The sequence below is a fragment of the Defluviimonas salinarum genome, assembly GCF_026013545.1.
In the GTDB taxonomy this organism is placed as follows: Bacteria; Pseudomonadota; Alphaproteobacteria; order Rhodobacterales; family Rhodobacteraceae; genus Albidovulum; species Albidovulum salinarum.
The window spans coordinates 111,900-136,165 of the sequence record NZ_JAPDOG010000003.1 but is presented as its reverse complement, the minus strand read 5'-3'; the positions used below and the strand labels follow the sequence as shown (position 1 = coordinate 136,165).

Annotated in this window: 29 protein-coding genes; 7 read left to right on the top strand and 22 right to left on the bottom strand. The window is 68.0% G+C overall.

Annotated elements, in window-relative coordinates; genetic code table 11:
* Positions 1–32: 32 nt before the first annotated feature.
* Positions 33–683, top strand: a complete 651-nt coding sequence (locus tag OM960_RS04670) for a hypothetical protein (protein WP_264771202.1) — start codon at positions 33–35, stop codon at positions 681–683.
* A 6-nt stretch (positions 684–689) separates the two neighbouring features.
* Here the strand turns inward: OM960_RS04670 and OM960_RS04665 are convergent, their stop codons facing one another.
* The 3 genes from OM960_RS04665 to OM960_RS04655 all read right to left on the bottom strand — a co-directional run bounded on the left by OM960_RS04665 (position 690) and on the right by OM960_RS04655 (position 3,820).
* Positions 690–1,646 carry a phosphoadenosine phosphosulfate reductase gene (locus tag OM960_RS04665; RefSeq protein WP_264771201.1) on the bottom strand — a complete coding sequence of 319 codons (957 nt, stop codon included), beginning with the start codon at positions 1,644–1,646 and terminating at the stop codon, positions 690–692.
* A 412-nt stretch (positions 1,647–2,058) separates the two neighbouring features.
* Positions 2,059–2,583 (bottom strand): hypothetical protein, encoded by a 525-nt coding sequence (locus OM960_RS04660; RefSeq protein WP_264771200.1) that lies wholly within the window; start codon positions 2,581–2,583, stop codon positions 2,059–2,061.
* Positions 2,584–2,782: 199 nt separating this feature from the next.
* Positions 2,783–3,820: an AbrB family transcriptional regulator gene (locus OM960_RS04655; protein ID WP_263333278.1), complete on the bottom strand. Its 1,038-nt coding sequence runs from the start codon at positions 3,818–3,820 to the stop codon at positions 2,783–2,785.
* Positions 3,821–4,002: 182 nt separating this feature from the next.
* On the opposite strand from OM960_RS04655, the gene OM960_RS04650 reads away from it, so the two are divergent.
* Together OM960_RS04650 and OM960_RS04645 are read left to right on the top strand one after the other, a co-directional pair.
* The gene (locus OM960_RS04650) at positions 4,003–5,703 is read left to right on the top strand and encodes an OmpA family protein (RefSeq protein WP_264771199.1); all 1,701 of its coding nucleotides are present in this window, start codon (positions 4,003–4,005) and stop codon (positions 5,701–5,703) included.
* 219 nt (positions 5,704–5,922) lie between these two features.
* Positions 5,923–6,903 (top strand): XdhC family protein, encoded by a 981-nt coding sequence (locus tag OM960_RS04645; protein WP_264771198.1) that lies wholly within the window; start codon positions 5,923–5,925, stop codon positions 6,901–6,903.
* Here the strand turns inward: OM960_RS04645 and OM960_RS04640 are convergent.
* Complete coding sequence (locus OM960_RS04640; RefSeq protein WP_264771197.1) at positions 6,896–7,678, bottom strand: 23S rRNA (adenine(2030)-N(6))-methyltransferase RlmJ; 783 nt, start codon at positions 7,676–7,678, stop codon at positions 6,896–6,898. The genes OM960_RS04645 and OM960_RS04640 overlap by 8 nt on opposite strands.
* A gap of 65 nt (positions 7,679–7,743) precedes the next feature.
* Positions 7,744–8,325 carry a translation initiation factor IF-3 gene (gene infC, locus OM960_RS04635; protein WP_432759509.1) on the bottom strand — a complete coding sequence of 194 codons (582 nt, stop codon included), beginning with the start codon at positions 8,323–8,325 and terminating at the stop codon, positions 7,744–7,746.
* 129 nt (positions 8,326–8,454) lie between these two features.
* On the opposite strand from infC, the gene OM960_RS04630 reads away from it, so the two are divergent.
* A complete protein-coding gene (locus tag OM960_RS04630) occupies positions 8,455–9,015 on the top strand; it encodes a hypothetical protein (protein ID WP_263338937.1) in 561 nt (186 codons plus the stop codon).
* Between the two features lie 81 nt (positions 9,016–9,096).
* On the opposite strand, the gene OM960_RS04625 is transcribed toward OM960_RS04630, so the two are convergent.
* From OM960_RS04625 to OM960_RS04600, 6 genes are all read right to left on the bottom strand, one after another.
* Positions 9,097–9,792, bottom strand: coding sequence for a gamma-glutamylcyclotransferase (locus OM960_RS04625; protein ID WP_263338936.1), 696 nt, complete (start codon positions 9,790–9,792; stop codon positions 9,097–9,099).
* Between the two features lie 36 nt (positions 9,793–9,828).
* Entirely contained in the window at positions 9,829–10,656 is an 828-nt protein-coding gene (locus OM960_RS04620; RefSeq protein ID WP_290428550.1) for a ferredoxin--NADP reductase, read from the bottom strand.
* Between the two features lie 68 nt (positions 10,657–10,724).
* Complete coding sequence (locus OM960_RS04615; protein ID WP_263338935.1) at positions 10,725–11,099, bottom strand: DUF934 domain-containing protein; 375 nt, start codon at positions 11,097–11,099, stop codon at positions 10,725–10,727.
* Positions 11,096–11,866: a phosphoadenylyl-sulfate reductase gene (locus OM960_RS04610; RefSeq protein ID WP_263338934.1), complete on the bottom strand. Its 771-nt coding sequence runs from the start codon at positions 11,864–11,866 to the stop codon at positions 11,096–11,098. Before OM960_RS04610 ends, OM960_RS04615 begins: the two co-directional genes overlap by 4 nt.
* Positions 11,856–13,526, bottom strand: coding sequence for a nitrite/sulfite reductase (locus OM960_RS04605; RefSeq protein ID WP_264771196.1), 1,671 nt, complete (start codon positions 13,524–13,526; stop codon positions 11,856–11,858). Before OM960_RS04605 ends, OM960_RS04610 begins: the two co-directional genes overlap by 11 nt.
* Positions 13,519–13,824, bottom strand: a complete 306-nt coding sequence (locus tag OM960_RS04600; RefSeq protein ID WP_263338931.1) for a DUF2849 domain-containing protein — start codon at positions 13,822–13,824, stop codon at positions 13,519–13,521. Before OM960_RS04600 ends, OM960_RS04605 begins: the two co-directional genes overlap by 8 nt.
* A 159-nt stretch (positions 13,825–13,983) precedes the next feature.
* On the opposite strand from OM960_RS04600, the gene OM960_RS04595 reads away from it, so the two are divergent.
* The gene (locus OM960_RS04595) at positions 13,984–14,451 is read left to right on the top strand and encodes an Lrp/AsnC family transcriptional regulator (RefSeq protein WP_263338929.1); all 468 of its coding nucleotides are present in this window, start codon (positions 13,984–13,986) and stop codon (positions 14,449–14,451) included.
* A 17-nt stretch (positions 14,452–14,468) separates the two neighbouring features.
* Here OM960_RS04595 and OM960_RS04590 read toward each other — a convergent pair whose 3' ends face one another.
* The 11 genes from OM960_RS04590 to OM960_RS04540 all read right to left on the bottom strand — a co-directional run bounded on the left by OM960_RS04590 (position 14,469) and on the right by OM960_RS04540 (position 22,325).
* A complete protein-coding gene (locus tag OM960_RS04590; protein WP_264771195.1) occupies positions 14,469–15,671 on the bottom strand; it encodes a cytochrome P450 in 1,203 nt (400 codons plus the stop codon).
* Positions 15,672–15,724: 53 nt separating this feature from the next.
* Positions 15,725–16,594: a DMT family transporter gene (locus OM960_RS04585; protein WP_264771194.1), complete on the bottom strand. Its 870-nt coding sequence runs from the start codon at positions 16,592–16,594 to the stop codon at positions 15,725–15,727.
* 147 nt (positions 16,595–16,741) lie between these two features.
* Positions 16,742–16,942 (bottom strand): hypothetical protein, encoded by a 201-nt coding sequence (locus tag OM960_RS04580; RefSeq protein ID WP_432759508.1) that lies wholly within the window; start codon positions 16,940–16,942, stop codon positions 16,742–16,744.
* Between the two features lie 53 nt (positions 16,943–16,995).
* Complete coding sequence (locus tag OM960_RS04575) at positions 16,996–17,919, bottom strand: DMT family transporter (protein WP_264771193.1); 924 nt, start codon at positions 17,917–17,919, stop codon at positions 16,996–16,998.
* 113 nt (positions 17,920–18,032) lie between these two features.
* Positions 18,033–18,956: a DMT family transporter gene (locus tag OM960_RS04570; protein ID WP_264771192.1), complete on the bottom strand. Its 924-nt coding sequence runs from the start codon at positions 18,954–18,956 to the stop codon at positions 18,033–18,035.
* 59 nt (positions 18,957–19,015) lie between these two features.
* On the bottom strand, positions 19,016–19,765 hold the full coding sequence (gene tpiA / locus OM960_RS04565) for a triose-phosphate isomerase (protein ID WP_263338920.1): 750 nt from the start codon (positions 19,763–19,765) through the stop codon (positions 19,016–19,018).
* A 10-nt stretch (positions 19,766–19,775) separates the two neighbouring features.
* The gene (locus OM960_RS04560; protein ID WP_263338918.1) at positions 19,776–20,102 is read right to left on the bottom strand and encodes a TfoX/Sxy family protein; all 327 of its coding nucleotides are present in this window, start codon (positions 20,100–20,102) and stop codon (positions 19,776–19,778) included.
* A complete protein-coding gene (locus tag OM960_RS04555) occupies positions 20,099–20,473 on the bottom strand; it encodes a HesB/IscA family protein (protein ID WP_263338917.1) in 375 nt (124 codons plus the stop codon). Before OM960_RS04555 ends, OM960_RS04560 begins: the two co-directional genes overlap by 4 nt.
* A 29-nt stretch (positions 20,474–20,502) precedes the next feature.
* On the bottom strand, positions 20,503–21,222 hold the full coding sequence (locus OM960_RS04550; RefSeq protein WP_264771191.1) for a DUF3307 domain-containing protein: 720 nt from the start codon (positions 21,220–21,222) through the stop codon (positions 20,503–20,505).
* A gap of 7 nt (positions 21,223–21,229) precedes the next feature.
* Entirely contained in the window at positions 21,230–21,901 is a 672-nt protein-coding gene (locus OM960_RS04545; protein ID WP_264771190.1) for a hypothetical protein, read from the bottom strand.
* A gap of 58 nt (positions 21,902–21,959) precedes the next feature.
* On the bottom strand, positions 21,960–22,325 hold the full coding sequence (locus OM960_RS04540; RefSeq protein WP_263338911.1) for an SUF system Fe-S cluster assembly protein: 366 nt from the start codon (positions 22,323–22,325) through the stop codon (positions 21,960–21,962).
* Positions 22,326–22,569: 244 nt separating this feature from the next.
* On the opposite strand from OM960_RS04540, the gene OM960_RS04535 reads away from it, so the two are divergent.
* Together OM960_RS04535 and tgt are read left to right on the top strand one after the other, a co-directional pair.
* Positions 22,570–23,046 (top strand): YHS domain-containing (seleno)protein, encoded by a 477-nt coding sequence (locus OM960_RS04535; RefSeq protein ID WP_263338909.1) that lies wholly within the window; start codon positions 22,570–22,572, stop codon positions 23,044–23,046.
* 80 nt (positions 23,047–23,126) lie between these two features.
* Positions 23,127–24,257, top strand: a complete 1,131-nt coding sequence (tgt, locus tag OM960_RS04530) for a tRNA guanosine(34) transglycosylase Tgt (protein WP_264771189.1) — start codon at positions 23,127–23,129, stop codon at positions 24,255–24,257.
* Positions 24,258–24,266 lie beyond the last annotated feature (9 nt).

Here is a 24,266-nt window from a genome sequence, read left to right as displayed (position 1 = left end):
GACAGCATTTCCTGCGATGCCCTCCTCCCATGATGAGCGGCAGCAACATGTCCGGCATGGAGCAGGCGCGACGCGTGTCCGGCGCGGCGCTCGCCGCCGTGACGCTCGCCGCGGGGGGTGCCCTGGCGGCGGACTGCCCGGTTGCGGCCGACCTGTCGACCGGCATAGCCGCCGAGTACGCCGATGGCGGCCGCGTCGAGTATCGCGACGCCGGGGAGGGCCGCATCGCGATCTTCGAGCCGGACTCGGATGGGTCTTCGAGCGGCCTCGTCTTCCTCAGCCGGGCGGGGCTTTACGATCTGGTGGTCGCGCGTCGGCAGAACGGCGTGAACGACCCCGAGCGCAGCCTCACGCTTGTCTATTCCGAGCCGGAGGAGGACCTGCCGAACCCGGAACCCGGCGGGGCGTGGCTCGGCACGGTTGACACCGTCTTTCCCGGCGGCGCCATCGATACCGACACCGCAGTCTATGTCTTCGGCTCGGCCAGCGACCGCGAGATCGGCGGATGCCGCTATGCCACGCTTGCGGTCAAGGCGAGCTTCATCGGCCCCGTCGACTGGGTGGCGCAGGACTTCATCTACTTCACAGATATCGGGATCGCCGTGCCGACCGCGCGCCGTGTCGCGGGTGCGGAGCGGCCTTCGGGGCGGGCGCTCGCCAGGCTGATACGGCTGCCACGCTGAAGCTGCTCAGCGTCGGCGACTCGGTAGCTTCCGGCCCTGAGCTTCGAGATCCTGGCGGAGCCGGGCGAGGCGCATGGCGAAAGCCGGAACATTGAGACGCTCGGCAACCGAGCGGCACAGGAGAGCGGCAAGGTAGGGACGCCCATCCCTGTCGAGCCGGGCGAGAAGGTTCTGCAAATAGGGAATGTAGTTGCGGCGCGCGCGATAGATGGTCCGGAACCGCGTCGCGTCGAACTCTCCGGCTCCGATCGCGGACAAGATGGCGCGGATGATCCGCATCTCCTCGAGTGCGCGACCGATGTCGCGGCCGAGATTGCGGCACGGCAGCAGGGTGACATGGGCGCGTGCGAACAGCGCCGCGTGCATCGCGTCGAGGTTCTGTTCGGGGTCGAAGATCACATAGACGTCGCCGGCGCCTTCGGTCATTTCGGGCGCGTAGCCATACCGGTCGGTGAAGCACAGGCGCCGGAACTCGGTGAAGCGCGGATCCCAGCCGGTGATGCGCGGGTCGAGCGTCGCCTGCGGCGCGGCGAGGATCACGGTCGCGCCCGGCGCGGTGGCGGAATAGGCCGCCGCCGCATAGCCTGCCATGCCGGCGCCGTAGAATACGACCTGGTCGAATTCTTCGAAGAAAGCCGCGTCAACGAGCTGGTCGAAATACGCGTAGACGGTCTTGTCGCGGAACCAGGTGTCGCTGCGGGCGAGAAGGCACAGATGCGACCATTTGCGTTCCTTCGCCAGATCGAAGCCTACCGGCAGGCTATCGGGATGGCGGTTCGCGATTTCGTCGGATGACTCGAAGGTGACGATCAGGGTCGGGCCGCGGTCGAGGAACAGGGCAGCGTGCGAATGGCCCAGACGGTGACACTCTCCCTCCGCCTTGCCCAAATCGCTGATCCCGGCAAACCATTCCACATCGGACAGGGATCGCAAGTCCGATGGGCCTGCGCCGATGTCCTGCATTCACATTACATCCATACTCGTCCCGCTCACAGTTTGCGCCCGGAAGGGTCCGTTGTGCAAGATATCAGAAAGGGTAAGCTGTTTTTGTTGGCTTTTCCCGGCCAATCTGTTTCGTCCGAATTCGTTAAGGGCTGTTCGTGGACGATCTGTTTCCGATCGGCGCGGGCTGCCTGGGTGAGTTGCGCTCATGAGAACCGTGCCGCGCACGCTGTCGGGCGCAGCCGCGGCAGGCGTCCGAGTAAAGGCCTCAGGCGTCTCCGGACGCCGGATCGGTCCGCCACCGTGGTCAGAGCCAGGCGGTGGCCGCGACCAAGAGGGCCGCGAGCAGACCGAGCAGCACAGCCGCTGTCGCCATGCCCAAGCGGGCGCCGAGCCAACCCGAAAGGGGGTAGGTGACAAGCCAGCTTCCATGCTAGAGCGCGAACTGCGCGGCGAACAGGGCGGGACGTTTCGAGGCTCCGGCCGAGCGGCGCAACAGCCGTCCTGTGGGCGTCAGGATCGTCGAACTGGCTAAGCCGGTCGTGGTCATCCATCCCAAACAGATCGGCCAGAACTCCGCCTCGGATCCGGGCGTGAGCGCGAGGATCGCCGTGCCGACCGGCAATGCAAGCCCGAGCGCCGAGCCGCTGGTGAGCATCACCTTCCGTTCGGGCGTTCGGTAGAGGAGACGAGGCGGCTCCAGGTCGGCGAGCGCCGGGCTCGCGATGTTCTCGAGATTCATCGTGAGCCGCGACAGCTTCAGCGCGTGGGCATACCGACGCTCGTCGGGAAGGATGTCGGGGATTGTCGCGTGGAAGGTCGGTGTGAAGGCGACCGAGGCCGGTTGCAGCACGAAGACCAGGGCGTGGACCAGGTCGTGCGTTCTTAGAAGCCCGCGCCGGGGCAATCCGCCGAGAAGCACATTGGCCACCGGGGCGGGCGTGACATAGGCCACCATCTTGAGGACAAGCGCGAAGCCGAGGCCGAGTTCGCCTTCGGCAACGGCGCGGTCGAAGGCTTGAAGCGCCAGCGCGATCGTCAGGTTGTCAGGCCGATCGCGGCGGCTGCGTGGTTCCTGCGGAGTCGGGCCGGGGATCGACGGACAACGGCGCCACTCCTCTGGGGCGGGGCAAGAACGTCACGCGGGCGCGCCGCCGTCAATCGGGGCGGCGCGTCGGCCCGCAGCGCCCGACGAGCGGCGCCACGAGGATGACGAAGAAGATCCGGGTCAGGTGATGGGCGACGACGAAGCCGACATCGGCCCCGGCGACGATCGCGATCACCGCCATCTCGGCCTGGCCGCCGGGCAGGAACGACAGGAGGATATCGGGAAGCGGCGCCGTCGAGACGCTGGCGGCGATGGCGACGAAGCCCGTGGAGACCAGCGCGAGCAGCACCGCGAAGCCGATTCCGGCCCCGACCGTAACGCGCAGCTCGCGCGCCGTGATGCCGGTGTATTTCGCCCCGACCGAAATGCCGATGAAGAACTGCGCCGCCCAGATCATCTCGGCGGGCGGGCGGTGCTCGATGAAGCCCGCAAGGCTGAGGCCCGCGGTGAGGATCAGCGGCCCGAGGATCGAGGCACCGAAGAGGCGGGCGCGTTCGGCGAGCTTCCAGCCGGCCGGGCCGGCGATCAGCATCAGGAGCATTTCGGTCGCCGGGATATCGCCAAGGTGAAGCCCCGGAGGGCGGCTGAGGTCCAAACCCCACGCCGCCATCAGGAGGAACGGCGCGACGGTGACGATGACAAGGACGCGGGTGGCATGGACAAGGCTCATGGTGCGGACGTCTCCGCCCGCCTCCTCGCCGAAGACGAGCATGTCCTGCAGTCCGCCCGGCATTGCCGCGTAAAAGGCGGTTGGCCGGTCGAACCCCGCGACGCGGCGGAAGTATGGATAGCCAAGAGCGCCGATGGTGATGACGTAGAGCGGAACGAGCGCGAGCGAGAGGCCCTGCGCCGGAAGGGCGGCGATCAGTCCGGGCGTGACGGTGGATCCGATCGCCACGCCGAGATAGCTGCGCATGAAGGTCCCGGTTGCGCCCATTCCGGCGAGAGGGACGCGGGCGAGTGCCGCAGCGAGGCAACCGAGCATCGGGCCGAGGAGAAGCGGCAGCGGCCAGCCCGCCAGCAGGAACCCGCCCGCCCCGAGCAGGGCGGCTGCGAGCGTTCGCAGTCTGGCGCCGCGGACCGGCATCATGTGACCCCTCTATCCCGCCGTCCGGCTTGCACTCCGGAGCCTGACAGGAGCCTGACACCGCCGGATCGGCGGAGCGCCGCACGATGACGCAAGCGTGATGCCGAGGGGAAACCTGAGCGGCCGAGATTCGTTTAATAGAGTGGCGACAGCGGCCAGAACGCTGCAGATTCGAGGTACCCATGCGAAGCAGACTGAACACCACCACCGCCTTGATCGCGAGCCTCTCGCTGATTGCACCGGCGCCCGCGATGTCGCAGGACACCGGTGCCGAGACCGCGATGATCTGCCCCGACGGCTCGGCGCTGCCCTGCCCGGAGGGCGTCGAACCGATCCCGGCCCCCGCCGCTGAGCCCGCGGCTGAAGAGCCTGCCGCCGAGGTCGTGGTCGAGGAGCCCGTGGCTGAAGAACCTGCCGCCGAGGTCGTGGTCGAGGAGCCCGTGGCCGAAGAACCTGCCGCCGAGGTCGTGGTCGAGGAGCCCGTGGCTGAAGAGCCTGCCGCCGAGGTCGTGGTCGAGGAGCCCGTGGCTGAGGAACCTGCCGCCGAGGTCGTGGTCGAGGAGCCCGTGGCTGAGGAACCCGCTGCCGAGGTCGTGGTCGAGGAGCCCGTGGCTGAGGAACCCGCTGCCGAGGTCGTCGTCGAGGAGCCCGTGGCTGAGGAGCCTGCCGCCGAAGCCGCCTCCGGGGAAGCAGGGACCGACGCCGGCGCCACAATCAGCGATGACGATCTGGCGAAGGCGCTCGAAGCCGAGGCTGCGGCGGCTGCCGCTGAAGCGGCGCCGGTTCCGGAACTGCCGGTTCAGCCCGATGCGGCCTCCGGCGAGGCGCCAGTTGCGGCTGCGGCCTCCGCCCCTGCAGCGGCCGAAGCCACCGCCGAAGTCAGCGAGGAGGTCGTGACCGAGGCGACGGCGCGGTCCTCGGACGAGGATTTCGCCAACAAGGTCAACGAGACGGCCGCCGCCGCGGCGCCGGCTCCGGCGACCGCGCAGAAGAAGGACGGGCTCTCGAAGACCGAGAAGGCGATCCTGCTCGGCCTCGGTGCGGTCGCGGTCGGCGCGATGCTGTCGAACAACCGCAAGGTCGAACTGAACTCGGGCGACCGCGTCGTCGTGACGCGCGATGACGGCAGCTACCAGATCATCAAGGACGACAACGCGCTTCTGCGCCAGCCGGGGTCGACGGTGCGCACCGAGACCTTCGCCGACGGCTCGACCCGGACAACGGTGACGCGTCCCGACGGATCGAGCATCGTCACGATCCGCGACGCCGAGTACCGGGTGCTGCGCCGCTCGCATGTCGCGCCGGACGGCTACGAGACGCTTCTGATCGACGATACCGCCGCCTACGAGCCGGTCGATGTCAGCCTGCTGCCGCCGCCGGCCTCGCAGCGAGTGATCTCGGCCGATGCCGACGAGGCGGACCTGCGCGCGGCGCTCGCCCGCGAATCCGCGCTCGACCGCCGCTTCTCGCTCGCCCAGGTGCGCGACATCGCCGAGGTACGGGCGCTGGTGCCGGTGATCGACCTCGACGCGATCACCTTCGAGACCGGTTCCGCGGCGATCCGGCCCGACCAGGCCAAGGCGCTGTCGCGCCTCGGGCGGCTGATCCAGAGCTATGTCGCCGACAATCCGCGCGAACTGTTCCTGATCGAGGGCCATACCGACGCGGTGGGCTCGGCCGCCTACAACCTCGCGCTGTCGGACCGGCGGGCGGAATCGGTGGCGCTGGCGCTGACCGAGTATTTCGCTGTGCCGCCGGAGAACATGGTGGTGCAGGGCTATGGCGAGGAGTTCCTGAAGATCGACACGCAGGAGGCCGAGCGCGCCAATCGCCGGGCGAGCGTGCGGCGGATCACCGACCTCTTGCGTCAGGCCTCGAACTGACGCGTGCCAAGGCGCCGGGGCCGCACGCGAGTGCGGTCTGGCGCGATCCGGTCGCGGCCCCGTTCCGGGGCCATTGTCCTTGCCTCGCGCCCCTTTCTGGCGAAAGGGGCGCTCAGGCGCCTTCGGCGCGGATACTTTCGGCAAGATGAAGGGGCGGGGAGCGGCTTTGCCACTGGTGGGGGCGTTGCCCGCCGCGCATAGTGGCGCGGGAGGTGAGGCATGGGCAGCGGCGAGCACGAACGGGTTCCGGAGATTGCGCTCGGCTGGCATCGCGCCGGCCGAGGCGCCGCGCTTGCGACAGTAATCGAGACCTGGGGCTCGGCGCCGCGGCCGGTGGGCAGCCAGCTCGTCGTGTCCGGGACGGGCGAGATGATGGGCTCGGTTTCCGGGGGCTGCGTCGAGGGGGCGGTCACCGAGGAGGCCTGCGCAGCGCTCGGAGACGGACGCCCGCGGATGCTGACCTTCGGGGTCAGCGACGAGGACGCCTTCGCGGTGGGCCTCGCCTGTGGCGGCACGATCCGGGTGCTGGTGGAGCCCGTCGGGTCGGCGATGCCCGAGGCGCTTCTGGCCGATCTGGCGGCGGCGCGCGCGGAACGGCGGCCAGTGGCCTATGTCGTCGATCTCGAGACCTGGGCAAGGCGGCTCGTGGCACCCGATGCGGAGCTGGCCGAGCGGTTCCGGGCCGACAGGTCGGGGGTCGAGGAGGGGCGGTTCGTCGCGATCCACAATCCGCCGCTCAGGCTCGTCGTCGTGGGGGCGGTCCACATCGCCCAGGCGCTGCTGCCGATGGCGCGGGCCTGTGGCTATGATCCCGTCCTGATCGACCCGCGCGAGGCGTTCGGCTCCTCAGCGCGGTTCCCCGGCGAGGCGATCTCGCATGACTGGCCGGACGAGGCGATGGCGGCGCTCGGGCTTGATGCGCGGACCGCCGTGGTGACGCTGACCCATGACGCTAAGATCGACGATCCGGCGATCCTTTCGGCGCTCGGGGCGGAGGTATTCTACCTTGGTTGCCTCGGCTCGACCCGGACCCATGCGAAGCGGGTGGAGCGTCTTAGGGCCACGGGTGTCGCCGAGGCGGCGATCGCGCGGATCCATGCCCCGGTCGGTGCCGATATCGGTGCGCGCTCTCCCGCCGAGATCGCGGTCTCGATCATGGCCGAGATCACCGAGGTGCTGCGGCGGGGTGGCGTCAGCTGAGACGGGCGAGCCGTGTGGCGATGTCGCGCGCCGCCTCTTCGGTGCCGAAGGGGGCGTTGACGACGAACATGCCCGAGCCGACCATGCCGTGCCCCTCGCGCGCGGGCGGGAAGCTGATCTCGTGGCGCAGCGCCTTCGGCAGGTCCGCCGCCTCCAGCGCGGCGAGCATCGGGGCATGGGTGCCGCTCTTCAGGATCGGGTACCAGAGTGCCAGGACGCCGACATTCCATTTCGCGTGGAGCTTCGCGATGAGCGGCGGCAGCGCGGCGTAGTCGGCCTTCACCTCGTAGCTCGGGTCGATCAGCATCAGGCCCCGCCGCGGCTCGGGCGGGGTGCGGGCCAGCGCGAAGCCGAGGCCGTCCTCTTGGCGGCAGATGGCGCCGTAGGGCGTCATCGTCGCCTCCAGCGCCGCGAATTCGCGGGGATGGAGTTCAGCGAGCTGGATCCGGTCGCCGGGCCGGAGCGAGAGCGCGGCGACGAGCGGCGAGCCGGGATAGGCGGTCGCGCCGTGGTCCGCGCGGATCTGGTCGAGCGCGCGGCGATAGGGATGGTCGGCCGGAAACAGCGCCTCGGCGCGGCCGATCCCGGCCGCCGCCTCGCCGGTCTTCACCGCCTCGGCCGCGTCGAGCGCGTAAAGGCCGCGGCCGGCATGGGTCTCGAGGTAGCTGAGCGGCTTGTCCTTGCGCGTCAGGTAGTCGAGCATCACCGCCAGGAGCGCGTGCTTGTGGACGTCGGCAAGGTTCCCGGCGTGATAGATGTGCTGGTAGGAAAGCATCGCGCCCCCGGAAAAGAAAAAGCCCTCCCGTCGGGGAGGGCCCATCGTGATCGGGCGATGGCGGCCTATTTCGGGCCGATCATCATCACCATCTGCCGGCCCTCGAGCTTCGGCATGTTCTCGATCTTGCCGATTTCCTCGACATCGGCCGCAACCCGCTTGAGGAGATCGAGACCGAGTTCCTGGTGCGCCATCTCGCGGCCGCGGAAGCGCAGCGTGACCTTCACCTTGTCGCCGCCCTCGAGGAACTTGACGACCGAGCGCATCTTGACCTCGTAGTCATGCGTGTCGGTGCCGGGGCGGAACTTGATCTCCTTGATCTCGATGATCTTCTGCTTCTTGCGCGCCTCGGCCTCTTTCTTCTGCTGTTCGTACTTGAACTTGCCGAAGTCCATGATCTTGCAGACTGGCGGCACCGCATTCGGCGAGATCTCGACGAGATCGAGCCCGGCTTCTTCGGCGAGGGCCATGGCGCGGGCCGGGGTAACGACCCCGACATTCTCGCCGTCGGCGCCGATCAGGCGGATCTCCGGGGCGCGGATGCGGTCGTTGACGCGGGGTCCCGTGTCGCGTTGCGGCGGGGCGTTATGCGGTCTGCGGGCTATGGTGGCACTCCTTCTGTCGTTGCCATTTCGGGTGGGCGGCAAACTAGTCGTGCGGACGGTCTGATTCAAGCAGGATTCCGCGCCCGGCTACGGTGATGCTTCCCTGATCGACGGGATTCTGTCATAGCGGTCCGGTACATATCGTTGTTCCGCATTGCGAAGGATCATGCCATGAACAGGAATCTCATCATCGCTGTGATCGTTGCCGCCCTGGCCGGTGGCGGCTACTGGTACTACTCTGCGGCCCAGAAGGCCGCCGAGGAGGCCGCAGCGATGAAGGCCGTGGAAGAGGCCAAGGCCGCCGAGGAAGCCGCGGCGAAGGCGGCCGAGGAAGCTGCCGCCAAGGCCGCCGAGGAAGCCGCTGCCGCCGAAGCGGCCGCCGCAGCCGAGGCCGCTGCCGCTGAAGCGGCCGCCGCGGAAGCTGCCGCAGCCGCCGAAGAAGCCGTGGACGCGGCGACCGAAGCCGCCACCGAGGCTGTGGACAGCGCGGCCGAGGCTGTGGACAGTGCGACCGAGGCAGCGGGGGCCGCCGGCGAAGCCGCGGCCGACATGGCCGCCGACATCTTCGACCCCGCGACCTACGACGCCGAGGCGGTCAATGCCGCGATCGACGGCTCGACGCTCGACGACGCCACGAAGATGACGCTGAAGGCCGCGGTGGAAACCGCCAAGGACAGCCCCGAACTGCTCGGCGCCGCGCTTGCCGAGGTCAAGTCCGCGCTCGGGCTCTGACGCCGGTTCAAACATGAGCCGGGCCGCGCGTCACCGCGCGGCCCGGACATCCTTCCCCGCGACCGCCGCGCGTCGGTCCGGTCATCCGGACGCGGCGGGGTAGGTCCGGTCTATCTCGGCCGCGACGAGCGCCTGCAGCGTCCAGAGGTTCCGGTCGCGGATCCCGTGCTCCTCGAGCGACAGCACCGTATTGCGCAGGTATTCCGCCGAGGATCCCCGATAGCCACAGGCGCGGGCCAGTTGCCGCGCCACCTGGTCGAGCGGCAGGCTCCGGCGGATCGACGGCCCGTTCGGTCCGGCCCAGAACACCAGCGACCGGGCCCTTCCCGTCTCGGTGTCGACGGTGATCCATCGCCAGTCCGGGTCGTTCTCGACAAAAGGTGTTTCCCGGCGCACGAGGCCGTCGACCACCGCCTCGACGTCCGTCTCCGGAACTTCGAGCGCGACGCCTGAGCACCGGCCGCCGGCCATCAGCGCCATCATCAGGCCAGGCGCGTCTGGCGTGCCGCGAAAACCGCGAATTTCGATGCAGAACTGCCGGTGCCAGCCGCGCGCCACGGCATGATGCCGCGCCCTCGCCGCGAAGGTCGGGTTCCAGATCAGCGAGCCATAGGCGAAGACGAGAAGCGGCCCGTCGGGCCGGCTTTCGAGGATGCGCCGGCTCCGCACCGCAAAGTCGTCCTCATTGCAGCGCGTGAAGGCTGTCGAGGACAGGGACTCGGGCACCGTGCGCGTGGCGCGGGCGACATGGTCTTCGGTCAGGGACAGAGCGCGCATGGCGGGATTCCGCCATGCGCCGGGGTGGTCGTCAAGTCAGATACCGTCGCCGACGAAGGCCTTCTCGACCACGTATTCGAGCGGGTCCGAATTCGCACCCTCGCGCAGGCCGAAGCTCTCGAGAACCGCCTTCACATCGATGTTGAAGGCCATCGAGCCGCAGACCATCGCCCGGTCGTTCTCGGCCGACATCGACGGGATGCCAAGATCCTCGAAGACCTTGCCCGAGGCGAGGTTGTCGGTGATCCGGCCCATGCGCTCGCTCTCTTCCCGCGTCGTGGTCGGGTAGTACTTGAGCTTGTCGCCGACCATCTCGCCGATCAGCGGGTCGTCCTTCAGGCTCTCCACGAGCTGGCGGCCGTATTCGAGCTCGGCCTTCTCGCGGCAGGTATGCATCATGATGACCTGGTCGTATTTCTCGTAGGTCTCCGGGTCGCGCATGAGCGAGGCGAAGGGCGCGATCCCGGTGCCGGTGGCGAGGAACCAGAGCCTCTTGCCGGGCAGGAGCGCGTCAAGCACCAGCGTGCCCACCGGCTTCGGGCGCAGGATGATCTGGTCGCCCGGCTGGATGTGCTGGAGCTTCGAGGTCAGCGGCCCGTCCGGCACCTTGATCGAGTAGAATTCCAGCTCCTCGTCCCACGACGGCGAGGCAATGGAATAGGCGCGCAGGAGCGGCTTGCCGTTGTCGCCGAGAAGCCCGATCATCACGAACTCGCCCGAGCGGAACCGCAAGCTCTGCGGCCGCGTCACGCGGAAGGAAAAGAGCCGGTCGGTCCAGTGCTGGACCGAGGTGACTTCCTGAGCGTCCGGCAGCATGCGGACAGGGGTGGCCTGGACTTCGTTCACGGTACTGGCGTCGTTCATCTGTTACAGGGGCGCGCGTTCGCACCCCTCCTTCTATTGACGTTTCGGTGTGGGGAAAACCCCTGTGATCAGGCTTTCAGCCGCGCCCGGTAATCGTGCTCCTGCCAGTCGGCGCGGAAGATCCACTGCTCGGCCGGCTGGCGCGCAGCCAGGTCGTCGGAAATTTCCACTTCATCGAAGCCGCAGCGCCGCGCCATCGCGTACTGGTCGGCGATGACATGACCCTTGGCGCGCAGCCGCCCAGCATAGCCCCTCGCACGGAGCTGGCGGGCGAGGCTGAAGCCGCGCCCGTCGGAGGCGGCGGGGAAGGCCACGCGGACCAGGTCGACACCGTCGAAGCTTTCCGGCAGCGCGTCGGGCCTGGTGTCCTGGGCGATGTCGAGCACGGCCTCGCCGGTGTAGTCCTCGGCGTGAAAGCCGTCGTCGCGCACGATCACGCTCATGCTGCCGTCTCCTTCGTGTCGTCGTCCTGCGGCACGGGGCCGCGCACGGCCTTCCCGTTGACGAAGTGAATGCCGCATTCCTGTTTCTGCGTTCCGCGCCAACGTCCTGCGCGGGGATCTTCACCTTCCTTGACCGGGCTTGTGCAGGGCGCGCAGCCGATCGAAGGATAGCCCTTCGCGACCAGAGGATGGCGCGGCAGGCGGTTGTTGACCATGTAGTCCTCGAGATCCTCGCGGCCCCAATGGGCGAGCGGATTGACCTTGAGGCGCTTGTTCTCCTCGTTCTCGAAGAACTCCAGCGCGGCGCGGGTGCCGGCCTGGAACCGCTTGCGGCCGGTGATCCAGCCGTCGAAGCCCTGCAGCGCGCGTTCCAAGGGCACGACCTTGCGCAGCGCGCAGCAGGCATCGGTGCTGAACTGGTGCAGCGTCCCGTCCGGATCCTCGAACTCGGTGTCGCGCCGGTCGGCGCGGATCGTGCGGATGTCCGTCAGGTTCAGTTTTTCGGCCAGTTCGCGCTGGTATTCCAGCGTCTCGGGGAACAGCATCTGGGTGTCGATGAAGATCACCGGCGTGCCGGGCGCGATCACCGAGACGAGGTGCAGAAGCACCACCGATTCCGCCCCGAAGGAGGAAACCAGCGCCACGTTGCCCACTTCGGGGTCGTAGAGCGCGCGCTCTAGGACCGCCGTCGCCGAATGGTGGCGATAGCGGTCGTTGAGCGCGGCCACGCGCGCATCGAGGGAGGGAAGCGGTGCCTCAAGCGGCATCGCGTTCGGCCTCGGCCGGATAGAGCGCGGCCTTGAAGGGCGCGGGCCCAAGGCGGCGATAGGCGTCGAGGAAAGTCTCGGACGCGTCCTCGCGGACCTCGAGATAGGCGCGCAGGATCCGCTCGATCGCCGGGACGATCTCGTCATAGGCAAAGCCCGGCCCGGCACGCTCGCCGATCACCATGTTCTCGGTGTGGTCGCCGCCGAGCGTGATCTGGTAGTTCTCCACGCCCGCCCGGTCGAGGCCGAGGATGCCGATATGGCCGACATGGTGATGGCCGCAGGCATTGATGCAGCCCGAGATCTTGATCTTGAGCTGGCCGATTGCCTCTTCAAGGCCGATCGCCTTGAAATGCGAGGAGATTTCCTGCGCGACCGGGATCGAGCGGGCGGTGGCCAGCGCGCAGTAATCCATGCCGGGGCAAGCGATGATGTCGGAGACAAGGCCGATGTTCGCAGTGGCGAGGCGCTCGGTCTTGAGCGCAGCATGAAGCGCGGGCAGGTCCGACTTGTGGACATGCGGCAGGATCACGTTCTGCTCGTGGCTGATGCGCAGCTCGCCGTGGCCGTACTTGTCGGCGAGATCGGCGAGAAGCCGCATCTGGTCGGCCGAGGCGTCGCCCGGCGTCTCGCCATGCGCCTTCAGCGAGACGGTCACGATCACATAGCCCGGCGCGCGGTGCGCGGTCAGGTTGGTGTCGGTCCAGGAGCGGAACACCGGATCGGCGTCGCGGGCGGCGTGGAAGGCGTCTTCCGGCGCGTTGCGGAAGGCCGGCGCGGCGAAATGCGCCTCGATCTCGCGCAGGACGTCCTGATCGGCGCCGGAGAACTCCTGGCGCGTAACCTTGAAGCGTTCTTCGACCGCGTCGCGGAACTTCTCCATGCCGTTCTCGAAGACGGTGATCTTGATCCGCGCCTTGTACTTGTTGTCGCGGCGCCCCCAGAGGTTGTAGGTCGAGACGATCGCCTCGAGATAGGGGAGCAGGTCGGCCTTCTTCAGGAAGGGCCGGATCACCTGGGCGACCATCGGCGTGCGGCCGAGGCCGCCACCGACGAGCACCTCGTAACCGGTCTGGCCGGAGCCGCCGCGCACGATCCGAAGGCCGATGTCGTGCGACTTCGTGACGGCGCGGTCGTTCGGGGAACCGGTGACGCCGATCTTGAACTTGCGCGGCAGGGCCTGGAATTCGGGGTGGTCGGTCGACCACTGGCGGACAAGCTCCGCCGTCGGGCGCGGATCCTCGATCTCGTCGGCCGCGGCGCCGGCGAAATGGTCGGCGGTGACGTTGCGGATCGTGTTGCCGGAGGTCTGGATCGCGTGCATCTGCACGTCGCCGAGCGCGTCGAGCATGTCGGGCACGTCGGTCAGCTTCGGCCAGTTGTACTGGATGTTCTGGCGCGTGGTGAAGTGGCCGTAGCCCTTGTCCCAGCGCTCGGCGATATAGGCGAGCTGGCGCATCTGGTCGGAGCGCAACGTGCCATAGGGAATGGCCACGCGCAGCATGTAGGCGTGAAGCTGGAGGTAGAGCCCGTTCATCAGCCGCAGCGGACGGAACTCGTCCTCGGTGAGCGAGCCGTCGATGCGGCGCTCGACCTGGGCGCGGAACTGCTTGTTGCGGCTACGGATGAAGGCCTCGTCGAAGTCGTTGTACTTATACATTCGAGGTCTCCTGCTTGCCGTGGGCGTAGTTCGAAGGGCCGCGGGTGCGGAAGGCTTCGCGGAAATGGATCGGTTCGGGACCATTGGGGCCCGGTTTCGCGTCGGCGAGGTAGGCGCCGACGATGACGCTGCGCTGCTTTTCGGCCTGCAGCAGCCGGAGCTGGGCATGGGCCTCGTCCCGGATCAGCTCAGCCTCGCCATGCTCGCGCGTCCAGCGGTCGTCGGAGGTCAGGTAGACGACATCGCCTTCGATCAGCGCATTCGCGGTGACGACTTTCGGCGTAAAGGCGCGGCTCATGGAATGTCCTCTTGGGTAGGCGGTGTTCGCGACGCTGAATTTCTCCCTCTATATAGGAAATTTTCCCCCATATGCGCCATATGCCCTTGCTAATAAGGACGTATGTTCTGTATCTGGCGGTGAGCAAAACTCGCGTTTCGGAATCGGAGGAAAAAGCGAATGTCAGTCCGTCTGGATGAGATGGATCGGAAAATCCTTGGCGAACTGCAGGAGGACGCCAGCCAGTCGCTCGACGAGATCGCGGGCAAGGTGGGGTCGTCGAAGACCCCGGTCTGGAACCGAATCCGCAAGATGAAGGAGGCCGGCGTGATCGGCCGGCAGACGGTCCTGCTCGATCCCGAGGCGCTCGGGCTCGAGGCCTGCTTCTTCGTGCTGATCCGCACCAGCGAGCACGAGGCCGAATGGCAGAAGAAGTTCCTCGCCACGCTGCGCGCGCGGCCCGAGGTGATGGAGGCGCACCGGCTCGCAGGCGATATCGACTACATCCTCAAGGTCCGGGTGAAGAACGCCCGCGCCTACGACACCTTCTACCAGGCGCTGATTTCCGAGGTGAAGATCTACAACGTGACGGCCCTTCTGAGCATGGAGGAGATCAAGTCGACCACCTCCATGCCGCTTCAGCCCTGAGGCCGGCGACGCCGGTCTCAGGGGCGCTGGGCGACGCGGCGCGGCTCAACACCGAGCCGCTCCAGGCCGCGAAAGTGGTAGAGGTCGGCGTAGCGTGGCGGCGCGGCGATGGCGAGTCCGGGCAGGCGGTCGAACAGGATCGGCAGCGCGGTCTGCAGCTCGAGCCGGGCGAGCGGCGCGCCGACGCAGAAATGCAGGCCCGCGCCGAAGGTTAGGTGCGGCTTGACCGGGCGGTCCGGGTCGAACCGTTCGGGCGCGTCCCAGGCCCTCGGGTCGCGGTTGGCGGCGGCCAGGAGGCAGCCGACCTCGTCGCCGCGGCGGAAGGTGTAGCCGGCAATCTCGATATCCTCGTAGGCGTGGCGGGTGAAGAGATGCAACGGCGGGTCGTACCGCAGGATCTCCTCGACCGTGCCCTCGATCCGGTCGGGGCCGAGAACCCCGGCGCCGAGGCCGTTTTCCAGGAGCGCCTTGATGCCGTTGCCGAGCGTGTGGACGGTTGCCTCGTGGCCGGCGTTCAGGAGCAGGATGCAGGTCGCGATCAACTCGTCGGTAGAGAGCGTCTCGCCCTCCATCTCGGCGGCGATGAGATGGGTGATGAGGTCGTCGGCCGGCTTGGTGCGCCGCTCCTCGACATGGGACCGCAGGAAGGCCGAGAAGGCCTCGGTCGCGGCGACGGCGGCATCCTCGGTCGCGCGGCTGCGGCGGGCCTGGTACATCGTGACCATCGCGTTCGACCAGGCAAGGAGGTCGTCCGCACGCTCCTCCGGCACGCCGAGGAGGCGGGCGATGATGATCACCGGCAGCTTGCGCGCGAAGGCGTCGAGAAGGTCGACCTCGCCCGCCGGGAAGGCGTCGATGAGAGCGTGGCTGAGGGCCGCGATCTCCGGCGCAAGGGCAGCGATCCGGCGCGAGGTGAAGGCGCGCAGCACCAGCGACCGCAGCCGGGTGTGGCGGGGCGGTTCAAGTTCCAGCATCGAATGGGCTTCGACCGAATAGAAGGCTGCGAGGTGGTCTGGGACGGGCTTACGGATTTCGGGGGGCACTTCGCGGCCGAAGCGCCGGTCGCGCAGGATCGCGCCGACCGCCGTGGCGGAGGTGGCGCAGACGAGGCCGTAATCCTCCCAGAAGAACAGCGGTCCACCCGCCCGTGCGCGTTCGTAGAACGGGTAGGGGTCCTGGACGAAGGCCGGATCGGTCGGCGATTGGCTGAGGTGAAGCATCGGCTCTCCCGGGGGCGTGGTCGGGGCGAGCTAAGCCCAGCCCCGTTCGGGTTTCAAGCCGTGCGTCTGCGCTCCCGGCCCTGCGCCACTATCACTCCGAAGACGACGAGTGCGGCGGCTGCGACCTGTCCCCAGTTCCAGCCTGCACCGAAAGCGAGCGAGAAGACCATGACGTAGAACGGGGCAACGTTGTGGTGCATCGTGGCGACGGCGACGCCGAGGGTTGCGACACCTTTCAGGAACAGAAGCTGTGCGATGGCGAGGCTGCCGACGCTATAGATCGCCAGATAGAGCCATTCACGCGCACCGATAAGGTGCCAGGGAACGGCCGCGCTTCCGGTGAGATCAAGGAACGCCTGCACCACCACGGCCACTATGGCGCCGCCGGTCAGCGTTATGGTCGTGCGACCAAGCGCAGACAGGTCTGGCAGCGCCTTGACCGAGGCTCGCGCGCCCCAGGCGAAGATCACAACCGATACCAGTGCGGATAGCGCCCCGAGGCCCATGTTTAGATGGCCCATGCGCGCTCCGTAAACAGCGACGCCGCCGATCGTGGAGAGGATGATCCCCGCGATCAGGCGCCATGTCAGGCGCCGACCGTCGAAGAGGCATTCGAGCGCGATGCCGGCGATCGGCATGGCCGCAAAGATGACCGCGATAGTGATGCCGTCTGTCCGTCCCTGAGCGTAGATGAGCAGGAGAGCACTGACACCGGAACCTGTGGCGCCAATGACGAGCGCGCGTGCCCAAGCGGCTGACCGCCATTCGCGCCCGGCGTCCGACAGATACCAGAAGGGGAGCAGGGCCAGGGCGGCCATCGACAAGCGAAGGGTCGCGATCGCGATCGGCGGCAGGACCTTCAGCAGTTCATCCGCGACCGGAAAGCCGACTGCCCAGACCAGCATCGAGGCGACGCAGGCCATGTTTGCAGCCAGTGGAGACTGGCCCGGCGAGGGAACGATCGACGCTGTCGGCAAGCCGGTCGAGCTCCGCGCTGAATACACCCGCGGGATGATGGACGTATGTGCCCGGCGTCGCGCGCCCGGCAGCGACCTTTCTGTCGGAAACGGTCAGGCGGCCTCGAGCGCCGAGATGATCGGGCCGAAATCGGCGGCCTTGAGGCTCGCGCCGACCGCCGTGGCGGAGGTGGCGCAGACGAGGCCGTAATCCTCCCAGAAGAACAGCGGTCCACCCGCCCGCGCGCGTTCGTAGAACGGGTAGGGGTCCTGGACGAAGGCGGGTTCGGTCGGCGTTTGGCTGAGGTGAAGCATCGGCTCTCCCCGGGGCGTGACTGGGGCGAGCTAAGCCCAGCCCCGCCCGGGTTTCAAGCCGTGCGCCTGCCGTTCCGACCCTGGGATATGATCACGCCCGCGGCGACGATCGCGGCGCCGACACCCTGGCCCCAGCTCCAGCCGCCGCCGAGCGCGAGCGCGAAGAGCATGACGTAGAAGGGCGCGATGTTCATATGCATCGAGGCGATGCCGATGCCGAGCCCGGCGACCCCGATCAGGAAGAGAAGCTGCGAGAGCGCCAGCGAGCCGATGGCGTAGATTGCGAAGAGGTTCCACTCGCGCATCCCGATCCGCGCCCAGGCGACCGGTTCGCCGCCGAGCGCCTGCCAAGCGAGCTGGGCTGCGACGATGCCGAGCGCCGCGCCGATGATCGTGAGCGCCGTGCGCGCCATCGCCGAATGGCCGGGAAGCGCGGTGACCGAAGCGCGCGAGCCCCAGCAGTAGACGAAGATCGAGACAAGCGCGGCGAGTGCCCCGAGTCCGAAGTCGATGTGGCCCATCCGGGCGGCATAGACCGCCATTCCGCCCATGACGCTGAGGATCAACCCGGCGACGATGCGCCAGGTCAGGCGGCGCCGGTCGAACAGGCATTCGAGCGCGATGCCCGCGACGGGCATCGCTGCGCAGATGACAGCGACGGTGACGCCGTCGGTGCGGCTCTGGGCGAAGATCAGGAGGAACGAGCCGAGCCCGAACCCGACCGCGCCGACCCAGAGCCCGCGGCCCCAGGCCGCGCCGCGGACCCGGCTGGGACCGTCGACAACGATCCAGACGGGCAGAAGGAACAGGGCGGCAAGCGACATGCGCAGAAGCGTGACCGTCAGCGCCGGAAGGGTCTTCAGGAGCTCGTCGGCAATCGGGAAACCCGCCGCCCAGACCAGCATCGAGACGATGCAGGCGAGGTTGGCGCTCACCCGGTCGTTGCGGGGCGAAGGAACGAAGGCGGCAGTCGTCACGTTCGGGGGCTCCGCGATACGGGTTTCTGCGGCGCAAAGTCTCACCAAGCGAGGCGGATCGCGCGTTCGGGCGCGACATCGAGGTCGCGAATGGCGCTAATCATGCGGCGTACTCAGTCGCGGGGCGCGGGGGCGACCGTGGTTTCGAAGCGGATAAGGCTGCCGATCACGATCGCCACGCCAAGCCACTGCGAGGCCGAAAGCGTCTCGCCGATCAGGAGGACCGCGAAGATGATGGCGAAGAGCGGTTCGGTCACCGTCCAGACCGCCGCCCGCGCAGTGCCGACTATCCGCGCGCCGACGAAGAAGAGGACGTAGCCTGTCGTCGTCGTGACGCCGGCGCCGAGGATCGCGATCCAGCCCGTGACGGAACCCGGCAAGGTCATCGGTGCCGCGAGCCCTGTCAGGGGCGCGGCGAGGGCGAAGGCGAGCAGGTAGAGGCACGACCATGTCGTCATGAAGAGATTGGCCGGAATCGGCCCGACCTCCGCCGAAAGGCCGGCGACGGTGAAGATGAGAACGGTGACGGCGACCATCCCGCCGAGGCTGAGCGCGATGCCGAGGGGGGCAAGTGATGCCAGCTTCAGGCCGAAGACCAGCGCGAGCCCGGCGATGGCCGAGGCGATCCAGACGAACCGGTTCGCGCTCATCCGTGCCTCGCCGCGCAGGTGGCTGATGAGCGCGACGAGGAAGGGATGCGAATAGAAGATCAGCGCGGCGAGGCTGACGTCGATGAAGGCGACCGCGCCGATGAAGCCGAGCGCAGTGAAGACCTGCGCGAGGCCCGAGAAAGCGCTGCGGCGAAACGCGTCCCGTCCGCCCGGCGGCCAGTGCCGCCGCGCGGCGAGATAGAGCGCCAGCCCGGCCGCCCCGATCAACGTGCGGAAGGTGATAACGGCGGTCAGGTCAGCGCCTTCCCGATAGGCGATCTTGGCGGCGTTGGGTGCGAGCGCGATCAGGAGCGCCGACAGGAGCACGATGCCGATCCCGGCCAGACTTGACGATGGCGCGGTGGCGTCGGGACGAGCTTCGGTCATCCGTTCACACTCCGTCGGTAGCCCCGCCTTCGGGCATAGTACCGGCTTTGCCGGTCAAGTCACCGGGCGGCTTCGAGCGCCGAGATGATCGGGCCGAAATCGGCGGCCTTGAGGCTCGCGCCGCCGACGAGCGCGCCGTCGACGTTGGAGACGGCGAAGATCTCGGCGGCGTTTCCGGGCTTGACCGAGCCGCCGTAGAGAAGCCGCATGCCGTCGGCCTCGGCCCCGAAGCGGTCGGCGAGGCGGGCGCGGAGGAAGTCATGGACCTCGGCGATCTGCCCGAGCGTCGGCGTCCGGCCGGTGCCGATGGCCCAGACCGGCTCGTAGGCGATCACCGTATCGGCCGCCGTCGCGCCGTCGGGGACTGAGCCCTGAAGCTGGGTGCCGATCACGTCGAGGGTGCGGCCCGCGTCGCGCTCGGCCTCGGTCTCGCCGACGCAGATCACCGCGACGAGGCCGGTGGCGCGCGCGGCTTCCGCCTTGGCGCGGACCGCGGCGTCGGTCTCGTCGTGGTCGGCGCGGCGCTCGGAATGGCCGAGGATGACGTGGGAGGCGCCGGCGTCCCTCAGCATCCCCGCCGAGATGTCGCCGGTATGGGCGCCCGAGGTGGCGGCGTGGCAATCCTGGCCGCCGAGCGCGATCGGTGCTTCGCCCAGCGCTTCGGCCATGCGGGCGAGAAGGGTGGCGGGCGGACAGATCAGGATGTCGCAGGCGGGCGCGGAGCGGGCCTCGGCCAGCGCGCGGATCTCGGCAAGGCTCGCCGCGGTGCCGTTCATCTTCCAGTTGCCCGCCGCAAGTTTCCGCCGCATCCGCCGCTCCCTAGTCCAAGTGTGAAATCGCTTCCCTTGCGAGATTGCAGGCGAGCGCGGGATCGTCAAGCGCCGCGTCGGGAAGCCGCCAGTAAGGCATTGCCGTGACCTTGCCGCCGTCGCGCTGGTAGGTCCAGTGCTCCCAGCCCTCGGCCGTGATTTTCTCGGCAAAGCCGCCCGCGCCCTTCAGCCAGATCGAGCCGTCGCCGTGCAGGATCGCGAAGATCGTGCCGTCCCGATAGAGGCAGAGCCCGCCCATCATCTTTCGCGTGGTCAGCGGCCCGAGGCCCTCGAAGAGTTCGAGCGCGAAGGCGATGTCGGCGTCGGAAACGCTCATGCGCGGGACGTGCCGTCGGCCGGCATGTCCTTGAACTTGATCGATTCCCCGCAGCCGCAGGCCTCGGAGACATTGGGGTTGTTGAACTTGAAGCCGGATTCGAGAAGCGAGGTCTCGTAGTCGATCTCGGTGCCGAAGAGGAACATCTGCGCCATCGGCGCGATCATCACCCGCGCGCCATCCTGTTCGATGACCTCGTCCATCGGGCCGGCCTCGGCGGCGATCTCCATCGTGTATTCCATGCCCGCGCAGCCGCCCTTCTTGACGCCGAGCTTGAGCCCGTAGGCGTCGCCCTTGGCCATCAGCCGGGTGATCTGCGCCACAGCGCGCGGCGTGAGTGTCACCGGGGCCTTGCCGGGAATGCCGAACATGTTTCGTCTCCGTATCCTGTGCTCCCAATTTAAGGCGCGGAGCGGGCGATCTCAAGCGGGGGCAGGTGGCCCATCAGCCAGAGCGTCGCGTAGGCGAAGACCAGCGCCCAGCCGAAGGAGGCGAGGGTGCCGATGATCACGTACTCCCCGGCGCGCTGGTCCTTCGAGGTCGTCTCGAACCTGAGCACCGATTTCGCTGCGATGAGAAAGCCGATGCCGGCGGGCTCGCCGACGATCACCAGAAGGAAGATCAGCCCGCGTTCCAAAAGCCCGATGAGCTTGCCGCCGTCCGTTAGGCCGGTCGGCAGCTCGACATCGGCCCAGGGCCGCATCAGGAGGCCGACCGCGAAGCCGCCGGCGCGGGTCGCAAGGATGAATCCGGCCCCGAGCGCCATCAGGCCGGGAAGCCAGGCAAGGCCGCTCCAGGTCCCGCCCGCCCAGAGGTCGGGGCGAAAGGCGGTGAGGGCGGCAAGAGTCACCAGATGCGCCGCCTGATCGGCGAGAAAGAAGCCGAGGCCGGAGGCGCCGAGCTTTGCTTTGGTCCAGTCGATGGCAACGTGGAGCACCGCGAGTGCCAGAAGTTCCGGCGCGTCGATGCGTCCGGTCGCGGCCTGCGCGGTGGCAAGGACGATGGCGCCGTGAAAGAGCAGTGTGGCCGGCCGGCGTTTGGTCTCTGCGATGTGCCGGGTCTGAAGCACGAAATCCGCGAGCACATGGGCGAGGAGGAGGGCGGTGAAGGTCTCGATCATGCCTGTGCTACCATTCGTAATGCTCGATCGCGGCGAGGGCGTTCTCCATGGCCTGGTATCCCGCACCCGAGAGCCGCGAATGCATGGCTTGCCGCGTGATGCCAAGACGCCGGGCCAGCTCGTCCTGGGTTTTCCAGCCATCGCCGAGCGCCATCGACATGGCCTCGGCCTGTGGCTGCGACCACCGCGAGGAAATCCATTCCGCCATGTCGAAGATCGCCGCCTGCCAGTCGCGGTCGGCCGTTCCGTGCACGGCCGTATCGCGCCCGCCGGCGATGGCGAGCCGTCGGTGCCGCGGCATCGTTTCGAGAAGGTCGCCCGAGACGGAGAACGCCGGGCCGGACGCGTCGGAGAGGTTGGCGGTTCCGAGGCTCTCCCAAGGACCGACGCCTGCCGAGATTCGGGTCTCGATCCCGCATCCGCTGGTCTTCAGGTCGGCGATGATGATGAGAGCGGCGCGCAAGGCGCAACCCGCGCGCCCGAGGACGATCTGCCAGCCGTCGCCGCGAAAGCGGGTGAACCTTGCATCCGCGCCTGCCATCTGGCCGAGCCCGGCTGCGGTCTTGGCGATCCGCGTCATGGCGGCGTCGACTTGCGACCTGTCGTGTCTGCGGGATGCGACCAGATCGCCGGTCAGGACCGCGACGACCGGTGCGTGTTCTGTAAAGCTTTCTGACATGCTTTCCATAAAGCAAATCATATGGCTTTCTTGTTTTAAAGCAAGCCTTTTGGCTTGATCACATGAAGCCGAGTTCGAGCCGTGCCTCGTCGGACATCATGTCCATGCCCCATTGCGGCTCAAAGGTCATCTGCACGTCGACCTGCTTGACCCCGTCCAAGGGCTCCACCGCGTCGGCGACCCAGCCCGGCATCTCCCCGGCCACGGGGCAGCCTGGCGCGGTCAGGGTCATGACGATGCCGACCTCGTTCTCGGGCGAGATGTCGATCGTGTAGATCAGGCCAAGGTCATAGATATTAACCGGGATTTCGGGGTCGTAGACGCTCCGGCAGGCCTCGACGACGGCCTCGTAGAGCGGGTGGTCGGTGGTCGAGGGCTTGATCAGGGGGGCGCCCTCGATCGGGTTCGTGGCTTCGGCGGTCATGGGCGTCTCGCTGAGTTGTTGAGGGATTATATAAGGAATGGGCCCGGCGAGGTCCAGTGCCCCGACCTGCCCGCGCCCCTCTGCCGCAGACCTGCGCACCACCGCACAGCCTATGCGGAGCCGCGCACCGAGGTCACGCCGGTTCACGTCCCGTCGCGCAGGGGTGTTTTTGCGTGGGGGGCGCATTGGTCTACCCCGTTACCCGGGGCCCGCATCGGGGCCGGTCAGACAAGGGAGAACACGGATGACCTCGATTTTCCGCAAACTGGCGATGGGTTCGGCGCTGGCGGTGACGCTTGCCGCCTCGGCGATGGCGGCGGACGTGTCGGTGAACGCGACCACGACGGGGCTCGCGCTGCGCGGCTACGACCCGGTGAGCTATTTCACCGCAGGCGCGCCGGCGAAGGGCGATTTCCAGATCACCTCGGAGTACGGAGGTGCCGTCTACCGCTTCGCGAGCGAGGACAACAAGGCCATGTTCGACGCCGAGCCCGCGAAATTCGCGCCGCAGTATGGCGGCTACTGCGCGATGGGCGCGGCGATGGGGATCAAGCTCGACGGCGATCCCGATCTTTGGAAGATCGTCGGCGACAAGCTCTACCTCAACGTTGCGCCGCCGGTCGCCGAGAAATGGTCGAGCGATCCGGCGACCTATATCCAGCAGGCCGACGCCAGATGGTCGGAGATCGTCGACACGGCGCCGGAAGACCTCCAGCCGTGACCCGTGGCGGCGGCGACCATCCGGGTCGCCGCCCGCGACGCTCTGGCCAAGGCCGCGCCGCTTCTGTATCAGCGCGCTCCATGAGCCAGCGCATCACATTCACGCTTGCGGCCACCGATGGCCGTGCCCGGACCGGCACGATCTCCACCCCGCGGGGCGAGATCCGCACGCCGGCCTTCATGCCGGTCGGCACCGCCGGCACGGTCAAGGCGATGCTGCCCGAGAGCGTGCGCGCCACCGGCGCCGACATCCTTCTGGGCAACACCTATCACTTGATGCTGCGGCCCACCGCCGAGCGCATCGCGCGGCTTGGCGGGCTCCATCGCTTCATGAACTGGGAGCGGCCGATCCTCACCGATTCCGGCGGCTTCCAGGTGATGAGCCTCGCCTCCTTGCGCAAGATGAGCGAGGAGGGGGTGACCTTTTCCTCCCATATCGACGGATCGAAGCACAAGCTCACGCCCGAGCGCTCGATGGAGATCCAGCGGCTGCTCGGCTCCGACATCGTGATGGCCTTCGATGAATGCCCGGCGCTGCCCGCGACCGAGGCCGAGGTGGCCGCGAGCATGCGGCTCTCGATGCGCTGGGCGCAGAGGTCGCGCGACGCCTTCGGCGACCGGCCGGGCCATGCGCTATTCGGCATCATGCAGGGCGGGGTGACGAAGGACTTGCGCGCCGAGAGCGCCGAGGCGCTGAATGCGATCGGGTTTGACGGCTACGCGGTCGGCGGCCTTGCCGTGGGCGAGGGGCAGGAGGCGATGTTCGGCGTTCTCGACTACGCGCCGGGCTTCCTGCCGGAGGACAGGCCCCGCTATCTGATGGGCGTGGGCAAGCCCGACGACATCGTCGGCGCGGTCGAGCGCGGCATAGACATGATGGACTGCGTGCTGCCCTCGCGATCGGGACGCACCGGGCAGGCCTGGACGCGGCGCGGCCAGGTCAACATCAAGAACGCCCGCCACATGGACGACCCGCGCCCCCTGGACGAGCACTGCAGCTGCCCGGCCTGCCGCTCTTACTCGCGCGCCTATCTGCACCATGTCTTCCGAGCCGGGGAGATGATCTCCGGCATGCTCCTGACCTGGCACAACCTGCATTACTTCCAGGAGCTGATGCAGGGGCTGAGGGAGGCGATCGCAGCCGGACGGCTCGCCGAGTTCGTGCGTGACTTCCATGCGCTGCGGGCCGAGGGCGATATCGAGCCCATCTGATCCCGCGTC